We start from the raw sequence: 12,384 nt of genomic DNA on the forward strand, positions 1-12,384 counted from the left end.
TTATCATAAATATTTTATCATTAGCCAAAAGGAGAAATCATGAAACATTTATTAATAATTGGAGCTGGTGGGGTTAGTCGTGTAGCAACCTACAAAGCAGCTGAATACAAATACTTTGACAAAATCACACTTGCTAGTAGAACAAAAAGCAAATGTGATGAAATTGCAAGCTTTATTAAAGAGCGTTTAGGAGTTGAGATTGCAACTACAACAATTAATGCTGATGATACAAATGCAGTTGTTAAGCTTATAAAAGATATTAATGCTACGATTTTATTAAATGTGGCTTTACCTTATCAAGACCTTACTTTAATGGATGCTTGTAGCAAGACACAAATTCCTTATATTGACACAGCAAATTACGAGCACCCTGATTTAGCTAAGTTTGAATATAAAGAACAATGGGCTAGACATGATGATTTTGTAAATGCAGGTGTTCCTGCACTACTTGGAAGTGGCTTTGACCCAGGTGCAACGAATGTTATGTGTGCTTATGCACAGCAATATTTATTTGATGAAATTCATACAATTGATATTATGGATTGTAATGCAGGCGATCACGGCTATCCTTTCGCAACGAACTTTAACCCTGAAATAAACTTAAGAGAAGTGAGTGCGAATGGTCGTTACTGGGAAGAAGGCAAATGGATTGAGACTAAGCCACTTGAGATTAAAGTAGAGCACGATTATCCTGAAGTTGGCGTTAAAGATAGTTATTTGCTTTATCATGAAGAGCTTGAAAGCCTTTGCAAAAATATAAAAGGGCTTAAAAGAATTAGATTTTTTATGACCTTTGGACAAAGCTATATTCAACATATGAATTGTCTTAAAAATGTTGGAATGCTAGGAATTGAACCTGTGGAGCATCAAGGAATGAAGATTATTCCTATTGAGTTTTTAAAGACACTTTTACCTGATCCTGCAAGTTTAGGTGCTAGAACGAAAGGTAAAACAAATATAGGCTGCATTATAGAAGGTATTAAAGATGGCAAGGCTAAAAAAGTATATATTTATAATGTATGCGTTCATGAAGAATGTTACGCAGAAACTGGCGCTCAAGCAGTAAGCTATACAACAGGAGTTCCTGCTGCAATTGGAACATACTTAATCGCTAGCGGAAAATGGAGTGGCAAAGGTGTGTTTAATATGGAAGAGTTTGATGCACAACCATTCTTTGATGAAATGAATAAAATGGGTCTTCCGATTAAGATTATAGAGCTTTAAATTATAAATGCTAATAGAAATATTAGCATTTTGTTTAATCTTTATTAATTTTATTTAAATAAGCTAACATTTTTGAAAGGGAAAAATGTTAAAAAAAATATCTTTTACACTTATTTCGGTTTTTTTTCTTAGTGCTTGTTCAGTGCAACAATTCTTAGGATATGAAAGCGCAAATAATGAAAAGCTTTCTAGAATTTCTACTAATAATTGCGATTTTACAAATATAAATAGTCTTGAATTTGATGAAGAAGGGCTTAAAAGCGTAAAAGATGAACTTTATAATGGGACTTTTTATGGTTATCAAATGTTTTTGTGTAAAAACTATAAAAACAGCATAAAAGCTTTTGATTTAGTAGAAAACGCTCATAAGAACAACGATGAAACAAATATAGCATTGCAAGTTGGTAAAGAATTATTAAAAATGCTATTAAATGATAATATCTTAGATTATACAGGCAAAAATTATGAAAAAATGCTTGTAAATACTTATAAAGCAATGGATTATTTAGCTTTAGGTGATTTTGATAGTGCTGGAGTTGAGATTAATCGTGCTTTAGATAGGCAAAAAAGAAATAAAGAATATTATGAAGGTAAGATTAATTCTTTGCTTAATTCAAGTAGTTTTAGTCCTAAAGAAAAAGATGAGGTTATGCAAATAGCAAGTTCTGTGAAAATACCTTATTATGAAGCTTACAAAGATTATTCAAATCCTTTTGTTAGTTATTTTGCAAGTTTGTTTTATATTCTTGATGATAGACCTTCACTTGCGATTAATTTATTACAAGAAGTTTATACTCAAGAGAAAAATATTTCGGTTTTTCAAGACCATGCTTTAGTAGTAAATAATTTTAATTATAAAAAAATACCTAATAAAATTCGCAAAAATATAGAAAAATCAAAAAACGATAAATATATTTGGTTAATTTATGAGAATGGCAAAACAAGAGCTTTTGGTGAGATGAATTTAAGTATTCCGATAATTTTTTACCAAAAAGATGCAGAAAATGTTGAATATGCTTTATATTTAAAACCTACTTCAGATAATAATCATCTAGTAATAACGTCGGTAGTTTTTTCTATACCTATTTTAAAATATAGTAGTGATTCTTATATGTTTTTATATGCAAATAACAAAAAAACTTCACAAATAAGCAATATGGATAATATCGTAACAGCAGAATATCAAGCAGCTTTGCCAAGAGAAATAGCTAAATCTTTCTTAAGCACAGTTGGTAAAACTTTAGCTAGTGTAAAGGCAAATAAGAAAAATTTATTAGCTGGTGCGAGCGTTGATTTGGTAAATAATCTTTTAAACCATTCTGATACAAGACATTTTGTAGGTTTGCCAAAAAATTATCAAGTAGTAAGAATTGCAAATAACGGCAAATTAGTAGTCAAAAGTCCTGAAGGTGTAGAAATTTTAAATACAGAACTAGATACAAATAAACACTATGTAATTTTAGTAAAAAGTCCAAATTATGGGATTTTTTATACTCATATTTTAAAAGGAAGATAAATGAAAAGAGCAATATTTTTAGGTGTAGCAATGCTTTTTAGTGCATGTGTTAGCAAACAAGTAGTGGCAAATAATAATTGCCCTAATGTGATTTTTACTGATGAGACTTTACAAAAAAACTTAGTTTGTAAAGAGCTAACTAATAAAAATCCAAATAATTTAGTAATTGAAATTCAGCTTTTAAATTCTAGTAAAAAAGAAATCAATTTAGAAGCAAAACAAAGCTTTTTTGATTCAAATGGAATGCATATTGCAAATCTTAAAATGATAAATCAAAAGCTTAATTTAAAAGCACATGAAAGTGGGTTTTTAAGATTTGGAGCACCAAATAATACAAATTTTTACAAAATTGAAATAATAAAACCAAAATAAGGAGAAAATATGAAAAAAACGCTTATGTTTTCATTAGCACTATTATTAAGCGCATGTGCTAGTGCGCCTAGTTATGTAGTTGATGAAACAAAGAATGGCAAAAATCAACCTGTTTCGTTAGGTATTGATGATATAGATTTACAAAATGCAGCAAGAGATATGATTAATTCTATGTTAGCAAGTCCTGTTTTTGCGACTAGTAATCCAAACGAAAGACATGTTCTAGTAATTAGTAGAATTATCAATGATACTATGCAGCATTTTGATACTGATATATTAATCAAAAAAATAAGAATTGCATTGTTAAATTCAGGAAAAGTTTATGTAACAACGGCTATTGGAGCAAATGGTGCAGAAGATAAAATGAGTAAAGATATTAGAAGTTTAAGAGATGATGATGAATTTAATCAAAAAACAATAGCTAAAAAAGGGACTTTAATTAGTGCTAATCGTTCTTTAAGTGGAAAAATTATTCAAAGAAATACAAGAATAAAAGGAACTTTTAGTGATTCTCAAAGGGTTGATTATTATTTTCAATTAACCGTAACAAATCTTGACAATGGCTTAGCTATTTGGGAAGATGAAATCAAAATAAATAAATTAGGTTCAAATAGGAGTGTAGCATGGTAAAAAAAGCCTTATTAAGTATAGTTGCAGCAAGTTCATTATTAGCTGTTAATTGTGATGCGCCAAATAATAATATAGAAGATTTATTAAGTTGTGCAAAAAGTGAATTATTGTTAAAAAATCCAAATGCAAAAGTATATTTGCAGACAATTTCAGTTCCAAAAAATCAACAAGATCCTCAGTATTATGATTTTTTATTTGCTAAATATAATGAAGCGTTTTTAAAAATTAAAGCTCAATTAGCTTTAAAAGTAGCAGGAGAGCTAATAACAAGCGAAATAGCTAGTAAAGATGATAAAAGCAAAATGCCACCAGAATTAGTTGAAGAGTTTTTAAATAAAGAAATAGAACGCCAAAAAAGAATCAGTGAAAATAAAATTGAAAATGGATTTTTTGATAAATTAATGGGCAAAATCTTTAGCGATAGCGAAGAAGCACCAGTTTATCAATTAAAACCAGAGCAAGAAAAAGAGTTAAAAATCCAAGCAAAACAAACTTTATATAGCAATAGTTTTAAAGAAAAGATGAATAAAGTAGCAAGAGAAGAAATTGCAGGTTTAATTCCTTATGAAAACTTCATAGTAGTAAATGATAATGGTGAAACTGAAATAGGAATAGTTGCATACACATCAGCAAAATCAAGAGAATTAGCAAGAGCTTTAGCAAGTGGATATAAAGCAAAAGCAGCAAAAAACGAAAATGCTTGTAAAAGTGCTGATGAAGTAGTTTCAAAAATCGGTGGAAGCGATGAGAAGATAAACAAATTAGGTTTAACTTTCTTTTATAACGAAGAGTGCCAACCATCACTTTTAGCTTATGGAATGGATTCTTATAAGGTAGAAGAAGGAATGACTAATGAATACAAAAACTCAAGCTATTCAATGGCTCAAGCACTTGCAGAAAAGGCTTTAGCTAATTTTGTAAGCTCATCAATTTACACATATACAAATGCAGAAAAAGTAACAGAAAATATCCAAACAGCTTATAAAGAAATAGTAGAAGATAATAGTGGCAAAAGAGCGACTGGTGGCAAGCAAACCACAGCTAATAGCTATTCTCACTTAGAAGAGTTTTTTAGCTCAAATGCTCAAATGAGTTTAGTAGGTGTTGAAGTAGCTAATAAATGGACTAAGCAATTTGATGATTTTGGTGTTGCTGGTGTGATTTTATATTATTCTCCTTCAAGTGTTGCAGGTGCAAAACAAGAAAGATTAGAAATAAAAGGTAATTTAGATAATAAGAACAAACAAGAAACAAAAGCTAAAGGTGTAAAGCCTGCAAATGCTAATATCATTCGTTCTAAAAATATAGAAGTTGATGATTTTTAAGGTTAAAAAATGAGATTTTTAATTGTATTTTTATTATGTATTTTTGCAAATGCTAGTGTAGTTACTAAAAGCTACACTAGTAAAGCAATAGGCGAAGGCTATGGTAAAACTTATGAAATAGCAGTTGATAATGCACTAGCTGAAGCAGTTCTTAAACTAAACGGAGCAAAGATTCAAACAAGCACAAATGTAAGTTCTGATTTAAGCTCTATAAATAATGAAAATGAGCTATATAAAAGATTTAATCAGCAAATCAGCAAAGCTACAAATGGTCGTTTTAGTGCTTTTGAAGTGCTTAGCAAAGAGCAAACAAGCGATGGTTTTAGAGTTGTTGTAGAGATTAAAAAAACTAGCACTATTAAAAGCTATAAAGCTCCAGGAATGCAGACAAATCGTAATAAAATCATCGTAGCACCTGCACTTGATCCAAATAATTATTCTTTAATGGGAAGAGATAGCGAGCAAGTTTTAAGGGATTTAAGATTTAGAATAGAAAGCAATATTACTAAAACTCGCAAATTTAATCTACTAGATAGACAAGCAGGAGAAGCTTTAGCTACTGAAAGAGAAATTATAGAGCAAGATGGGGCTTTAGATGAAGCGCTAAAATTAGGCAAAAATTTAGGAACTGATTATATTTTACTTTATAGCATAAGTGATGCACAAACTAGCAAAGGCAAAGAAATAGCAATCACAGGCTCTAAAACAAAATCAAAAGTAAAAATCTATGTAAATTACCAAGTAATTGTATTTGCTACTAGAGAGATTAAGTTTTCTGATAGCGTTGATTTTGAGTTTGCTACGAATGATTACAATGAAATTTTAAATAATATTGCTAATTCTATTGTGCTAAATACTCAAGCAGCTATTTATCCACCAAAGATAGAAAAAGTTACTAAAGATAATTTGGCAGTATTTACCCAAAAATTACCTTTAAATACAAAGTTAGAATGCTACAAAAGAGGAGAGAAAATCTATGATAGCTATACAAAAGAGCTAAATGGATATGAAGAAGAATATATGTCTTTAGTAGAAGTTGTAAATGCAAATAGTAAAACAAGTTATGCAAAAATACTAGATGGCAATATAGAAAAGGGTTTGGTTTGTAGATTTAAACAAAACAATACCACAAATGATGCTAATGGAAAAGATGTAAAAGATGTAATCCCTGTAAATGGCGGTGGATTTATATTCTAATAATATAAGCAAATTCCTATTTCAAATTCTTAAAAAGAATTGCGAAATAGGATTAAATTTTAATATCTAACGCCTTAACCTTATTAAAGCTAAAAGCTAGTTTTAAAAACTCATCATAATTTAATTCGCTAATGTTTTTATTTGGATTTTCCATACCCATTAACTCTCTTATTTTTCTCATAAATTCATCAACTTGTTTTTGTTCAGCTTTTTTATTACTACTAAAAAATCCACTATTAGGACTATATAAGGTTTTAGTATAATTAGCACTTCCTAAAATAGCACTTCTTTGGCTTAATGGTTTATCATAAGCATTTAATTGAACATAATCTTTCAGCCATCTTGGCATACGCTCAACCTCAGCACTTGTAAAGCCATTTTCACCCCTTGCCATTACTTACATTCCTAATGCTTTATCAAATGCAAAAAATGTAGCCGAGCTAATTTTTCTATCATAACCACTTAATTTACCTTTATATGTGCTTTCTTCTTCAATTAAAGTTGGGTTTGATTTTAATATACCTATCAAAAGCCCACCTTTTGATATTTCGCCATTTTCATTTATATAGTTTTGCTTCGCTACATCATAATCACCAAAATATCCACTAAATCTAGGATCTTGCTTGACATTGTCAGGTGGAAAAACATTTGTGTTTGGTAAGGTTTTATCATCATTATCAAAAGAATAAAATAAGGGATGATGAGTTTGGTAAAGTTCATTTTGAAAAGTCATTCCGTGATTATTTTCATAATCATCAGATGAATGTAAAATTTTGTTGATTTTGATTTCATCACTCCTTGCTTGAATATAACCTTGTGGAAATTGCTTTATATCTTCAGTGTCAAAAAATTCTTTTGAGTTTAAAAAATCTTCGCTTACAACTTGGCTTAAGACTTTATAAGCATTACCTACACTTTTTGCTATATCAATTTCATAAAATGGTCTATGTGCTAAATATGATTTTTCGTTATTTTCTACTAGATTTTTTAAAGTATCGCTGTGGATTTTATAATTATCAGGAATTCCTGCTGCTTTGTTAAAATCACTTGTAAAAAAGCCATCTTTATCAACTCCGTATCCTAATACAACTCCTACCTTTTTATCATCTACTTTTTTAATCTCGTTATTAGTTTCTTTTTTATTCACATTAATTGTTTGATATATTGAATAAGAATTAGCCGATATTTTCATAATTACCCCTTTTTAATTATTAATATCGGCAATTATTAAAATTATTTAATTCCTATTTCGTAATTCTTTAAAAATTCGTAGAATTTGAAATAGGAATTTCAAACCCTTTTATCATATAAATTCTCGCCGTTTTTGTAGGCTAGAAATAAAGCTAATAAATCTCTTTCATCTTTAATATTACGAATATCAAGTTTGCTTAAAATATCTTGCATACTCTCACTTGTGCTTGTGCCTTTTACTTCTATGGGTTTGAATGGTTTTTCTTTAGTTTGTTCTTCGTTTTCTTCTTGCTTAATTTCTTCTTTAGATTGTGATATTTGTAAATTTTCATCTGTATTAGAAAAAATACTTTTCATTAATTTATTTTTTTCTTCATTACTTAGGCTATCTGAAGTTAATTTATCTAAATTTTTAAAAAATTTATTTAGAGTTTTTACTAATTCTTCTGTATCAATTTTTGGAGTATTTTCCCATTCTATTTTTCTTTGCTCTACAATATCAGGGTCTAATGCCCCAAATAAAGCTAGATTAAGTATTTCGCTTTTACCTAAGTTTCTATCATTAAAAGGATTGTAAGTAGGATCGTTTTCTAACTTTTCTTGAGCTAGTTTTAGATATTCTAAAGTAGCTGTGCCATCTTCATAATAAGGTTTATCGTTTGTATTTTCGCTTGTAGTTTTGTGTTTATTAATTGCTGTAATATAAGAATTTGATGATATTTTCATTTTAAACCCCCGTTTTTCATATATCGGCAAGATTTAAAAAAAAATTAATAGTTTAAAAACAATAAGACTTAATTAAAGCCTTATTGTTGATTTTCTTTATTTACCTTTATAAAAAATGTAGCTATGCAAATTAGCACAGCAACTAAAGAAAACGCTTCTTCTAATATTTGCATTTGATATCCTTTCGTAGCAAGTAAATATCAAAAGCAAAAAGTATTCCTTAATCTTGGATTTTGTAATCATTCGGATGATCTAATGCGTAGCGGAATTTTTCCATATCAATTTGTTTATTCCAAATAGCCACTATTAGACAAGCTACTGAGTTTCCGCAAAGATTTCCACAGGCTCTCATTTCACTCATAAACTTATCAACTCCAAGTAAAACGGTGATTGTAGCCACAGGAATTAAATTATCTCCTAAAGAGCTAAGAGTTCCAGCAAGAACGATAAAGCCACTTCCAGTAACCCCAACAGCACCCTTACTTGTAACCATTAAAATAAGTAATATTGTGATTTCTTGCCAAAGTGTAATATCTATATTAAACGCTTGTGCTAAGAAAATTACAGCCATTGCTAAATAAATATTAGTGCAATCTAGGTTGAAGCTATATCCAGTAGGTAAAACCAAACCTACACAGCTTTTATCAATCCCTGCCTTTTCTAATTTTTTCATAAGAGGTAGCAATGCACTTTCACTTGAGCTAGTTGTAAATACTATTAAAAGCTCTTTTGCAATAAATCTAATAAACTTAAATATATTTATTTTCGCAAAATAGCAAATCACTCCTAAAACTCCGAATATAAAAACACAACAAGCTGTAAGCATTACGAACAGTAAATATCCCATATTTACAAGTGAGCTTAAGCCAAATTTTGAAATTAGATAAGCCATAGCACCAAATGTTGCAAATGGGCTAAAATACATAACCAATGTTAAGATTTTGAATACAAATGCTTGAAATACTTCTAAAGCTTTTTTGATATATTCTCTATCTTGCTCTTTTAGAGTGATTACAATAAATGCAGTAAATAAAGCGATAAATAATACTTGCAAGGTCTTACCATCTGTAAATGGGCTTACTATGTCTTGCGGAATAGCTCCTTTTATAACACCCCAAAAACCTGCTTGCTCTCCTTGAGAAGCTTTAATATACTTATCAACACTACTTGCATCAAGCGCATTTACATCAAGATTCATTCCGACACCTGGTTGCATAACTTTAGCCATAAAAATACCTACTATTAGAGCTAAAGTGCTTACTACTTCAAAATAAATTACAGCTTTAACACCAATACCGCCGATTTTTTTAATATCTCCAAGTCCTACAATTCCTAAAATAATCATAACAAATATAATAGGTCCTATTAACAGCTTTAAGGCTTTAATAAACATATCAATAAAAACTTTTGACCATATTGCTAAATTTTCAATACCTAAGCTTTCTATTTTAATAGGAGGTATAGCACCTACAACAATTCCAAGGATTAATCCAACGATAACCCAAAAAATAAGACTTTTTAAATATTTTCTCATTTATGTCCCTTTTTTTAATAATATTCGTTCATAATATCCAAAAAAATATTTTTTTATGATTTTTTGATTTAAAAAAATAATAATAATGTTACAAATTTACACAAAGGAAAGAGATGAATACAAACATTAGTGCAAAAGAAATTGACCTAAATAAGCATTTGATAGTAGATATTAGAACTATTGAAGAAATAAATGAATTAAGCCTTAAAAATACTCATTTGTATCCGATAGATTTTAATACAGCCAAAGAAGATGAAGTAAAGAGCTATTTTGAAAAATTATACAAAGAAAGTGATAAAGCTTTGGTGATTATGTGTAGAAGTGGTGCTAGAAGTAGTATGCTATGTGAATTTTTAAACCAAGAAGAAAAAATAGCTTATAATTTAATGGGTGGAATAATAGCAATGTGTCAAAATTACCCAGAAATGATAAAAAATTAATTATTTATTACTTAATGTAACAAAATTAGAATTTGAATTCGGAAATTCAAATTCTAATTTTAAATAAAATTTTAATATATTATAAGCTTCAATTTGCAATAATTCTAAAAATAAAATTATATAAATCTTAAGTATTAAAAATTATTTAAATATATTAATTAAATAAAAATTATAATATTTTAACCTTTATTTTTTATTTTTCTGTAATATTAATGTAATAATTAATTGTTTTTAAGGGGTTAAAAATGAGAGATTACAAAAGGGCTGTTGAAATATTAAAAGAAATAGAAATTTTAATAAGTAATGAAAGCATCTTTAAGCAAAGTGAAGAAGATAGATTTAACGATGAAATTTTTATTAATAATGTAGCAAAAGATTTTCCGGAAGTTCCATTTGATGAGCTTAAATATGAAATTATAAATCTAGTATCTAATACAACACAAGAGCAATTTATAATATATAAAGATAAAAAATATTTATTATTTATTCCTAGTCTTAAAGTAATGACTTATATTTTTAACTGTATAAACCAAGAAACAATTCAATCAAAAACAAATACTGAAATAGAAGATGATGAAAATGCAAATTTTATAAATATGTGCATTGATATTGCTAAAAAATGTGTTAGCGAGATTAAATATAGAAATGATAAATTAAGAAGTTTATTAGGAGAATTATCTCAAATATAGGAGAAATAAATCTCCTATTATTTTACTTTAACGCTTTCTTCATATAGTTTTTTTACTAGATGATAAGCATCAGGTGAATCAACATATTTTAATATATCAGAATCGATATTAAATTTCTTACCATTTATATCAATATTTCCATCTAATCTTGCACCTATTTTATCAGCTTTTAATTCTATATTAAAATCATCAGCGTATTTGTTTTCAACTTTTAGAGTATAGTTTGTAAAAGGATCTCTTACATTGCTTACATTGTGCTTGTTAGTATGAAATACACTATCAACCACCCCATTAGTTCTTTTAATATAAGTTGCATCGCCTACACTTTTATCAAATGTAATTCTAAAAATATCACCACGCCCTGCATTATAAACTATATAGCTATCAACTGCTTGTTTTACAGGATTTAACTTAATTGAGCTTCCACTACCTGCATAGTAAAATTCTTTATCGTCATCATTTGTAAAGTATTTTTCTCTATATTTATTTACATGTTTTTCAAATTGATTTTTATTTAATTCATGTGCATCTTTTGAATTGCTTGTAGAAGTTAATAATGTATCTTTTATCAAGTTAGAAAAAGAAAAATCTGCATATTTTTTATCAGCTTCTAGTTTTAGTGTTGCGTTTTCACTACCTGAACTAGCATTTGCGTTTATATTTAATGGACTTGAACCATTTATAGGAGAAACTACTTTATTGTTTATTACAAATTCTTTATTTAAATAATATTCCCCAGAAGTATTTGATTCTGTATAATATATTCTATTAGCATATTTTAAATCCGCATATAACTTTTTACTACTTGTATTATTTGCAAAATAATAAGTAATTGAAGGATTTCTTAAGCTCAAGCGAATTGATTCTAAGCTATTATGATAATAAAAGTCTTTGTTTACATCAAGAGAGCTAAAGTAATCTTTATTTTTTTCTGCAAGGTATCTTTCAAAATTAATCCAATTTTCATTTAGTTGATAAAAATCACTTCCTGTATCTTTTAACATATTAAATCTATCACCTAATATATTAGCTTCTAATTCATTTTTATTTGCACTGTAATAAAATGAGCTATTTTCCGAATTTAATACATAATTACTATTTCCATCAAGTTTTGAAGTTGTTGGAGCTAATATTGTATGTTGAGAATTTGTAATTGCATTTGCATTATCTACCGTCTTTGAAATATTTACATATTGATTTCCATAAATATTTATTTTTTTAAAATCAGTAGTATTTGAACCATTTTTTGTTTGAGAATAAATATTTAAATTACCTTTTTTTACATTTAATTCTGCTGCATCTTTTCTAACACTGCCATCATTTAGATTAGCATTAGATGAATAATAAAAATTCTTAGTATCAGCATATGTAAAGTATTTATCATTTACAGGCTTGCTTGGATTTACAGGAATAATAGGCTTACTTATTTCGCCTTCTTCTTTATCTTCTGTATTTAGCTTATCGTCAATGTAATTTTCTAAATTATCTGCAATTATTTCTTCTTTAATATTTTGATTTTCTAACTTAATCGCATTGCTAG

General features: G+C 28.2%; 13 protein-coding genes. 8 read left to right on the forward strand and 5 right to left on the reverse strand.

Annotated elements, in window-relative coordinates; genetic code table 11:
• The first annotated feature begins 39 nt into the window (after positions 1-39).
• From AVANS14531_RS08010 to AVANS14531_RS08035, 6 genes are all read left to right on the forward strand, one after another.
• Positions 40-1,224 (forward strand): saccharopine dehydrogenase family protein, encoded by a 1,185-nt coding sequence (locus tag AVANS14531_RS08010; RefSeq protein WP_336611994.1) that lies wholly within the window; start codon positions 40-42, stop codon positions 1,222-1,224.
• 85 nt (positions 1,225-1,309) lie between these two features.
• The gene (locus AVANS14531_RS08015) at positions 1,310-2,740 is read left to right on the forward strand and encodes a hypothetical protein (protein WP_336611995.1); all 1,431 of its coding nucleotides are present in this window, start codon (positions 1,310-1,312) and stop codon (positions 2,738-2,740) included.
• Positions 2,741-3,112, forward strand: coding sequence for a hypothetical protein (locus tag AVANS14531_RS08020; protein WP_239817442.1), 372 nt, complete (start codon positions 2,741-2,743; stop codon positions 3,110-3,112).
• A 9-nt stretch (positions 3,113-3,121) separates the two neighbouring features.
• The gene (gene lpoB / locus AVANS14531_RS08025) at positions 3,122-3,742 is read left to right on the forward strand and encodes a penicillin-binding protein activator LpoB (protein ID WP_239817441.1); all 621 of its coding nucleotides are present in this window, start codon (positions 3,122-3,124) and stop codon (positions 3,740-3,742) included.
• Positions 3,736-5,067 carry a DUF6844 domain-containing protein gene (locus tag AVANS14531_RS08030; protein WP_336611996.1) on the forward strand — a complete coding sequence of 444 codons (1,332 nt, stop codon included), beginning with the start codon at positions 3,736-3,738 and terminating at the stop codon, positions 5,065-5,067. The genes lpoB and AVANS14531_RS08030 overlap by 7 nt, the downstream gene beginning before the upstream one ends.
• Positions 5,068-5,076: 9 nt before the next feature.
• Entirely contained in the window at positions 5,077-6,264 is a 1,188-nt protein-coding gene (locus tag AVANS14531_RS08035; RefSeq protein ID WP_336611997.1) for a CsgG/HfaB family protein, read from the forward strand.
• Between the two features lie 52 nt (positions 6,265-6,316).
• Here the strand turns inward: AVANS14531_RS08035 and AVANS14531_RS08040 are convergent, their stop codons facing one another.
• From AVANS14531_RS08040 to AVANS14531_RS08055, 4 genes are all read right to left on the reverse strand, one after another.
• The gene (locus AVANS14531_RS08040) at positions 6,317-6,658 is read right to left on the reverse strand and encodes a hypothetical protein (RefSeq protein WP_336611998.1); all 342 of its coding nucleotides are present in this window, start codon (positions 6,656-6,658) and stop codon (positions 6,317-6,319) included.
• 3 nt (positions 6,659-6,661) lie between these two features.
• The gene (locus AVANS14531_RS08045; RefSeq protein WP_336611999.1) at positions 6,662-7,456 is read right to left on the reverse strand and encodes a Cj0814 family flagellar-dependent secreted protein; all 795 of its coding nucleotides are present in this window, start codon (positions 7,454-7,456) and stop codon (positions 6,662-6,664) included.
• A 98-nt stretch (positions 7,457-7,554) separates the two neighbouring features.
• Entirely contained in the window at positions 7,555-8,181 is a 627-nt protein-coding gene (locus AVANS14531_RS08050; RefSeq protein WP_336612000.1) for a hypothetical protein, read from the reverse strand.
• A gap of 220 nt (positions 8,182-8,401) precedes the next feature.
• Positions 8,402-9,715 (reverse strand): cation:dicarboxylate symporter family transporter, encoded by a 1,314-nt coding sequence (locus tag AVANS14531_RS08055; RefSeq protein ID WP_336612001.1) that lies wholly within the window; start codon positions 9,713-9,715, stop codon positions 8,402-8,404.
• Between the two features lie 113 nt (positions 9,716-9,828).
• On the opposite strand from AVANS14531_RS08055, the gene AVANS14531_RS08060 reads away from it, so the two are divergent.
• Positions 9,829-10,155: a rhodanese-like domain-containing protein gene (locus AVANS14531_RS08060; protein ID WP_336612002.1), complete on the forward strand. Its 327-nt coding sequence runs from the start codon at positions 9,829-9,831 to the stop codon at positions 10,153-10,155.
• A gap of 245 nt (positions 10,156-10,400) precedes the next feature.
• On the forward strand, positions 10,401-10,844 hold the full coding sequence (locus tag AVANS14531_RS08065; RefSeq protein WP_336612003.1) for a hypothetical protein: 444 nt from the start codon (positions 10,401-10,403) through the stop codon (positions 10,842-10,844).
• 17 nt (positions 10,845-10,861) lie between these two features.
• Here the strand turns inward: AVANS14531_RS08065 and AVANS14531_RS08070 are convergent.
• On the reverse strand, positions 10,862-12,384 hold a 1,523-nt coding region (locus tag AVANS14531_RS08070; RefSeq protein ID WP_336612004.1), incomplete at its 5' end, for a hypothetical protein.

The organism is Campylobacter sp. Cr9, from assembly GCF_020138295.1.
Classification (GTDB): Bacteria; Campylobacterota; Campylobacteria; order Campylobacterales; family Campylobacteraceae; genus Campylobacter_E.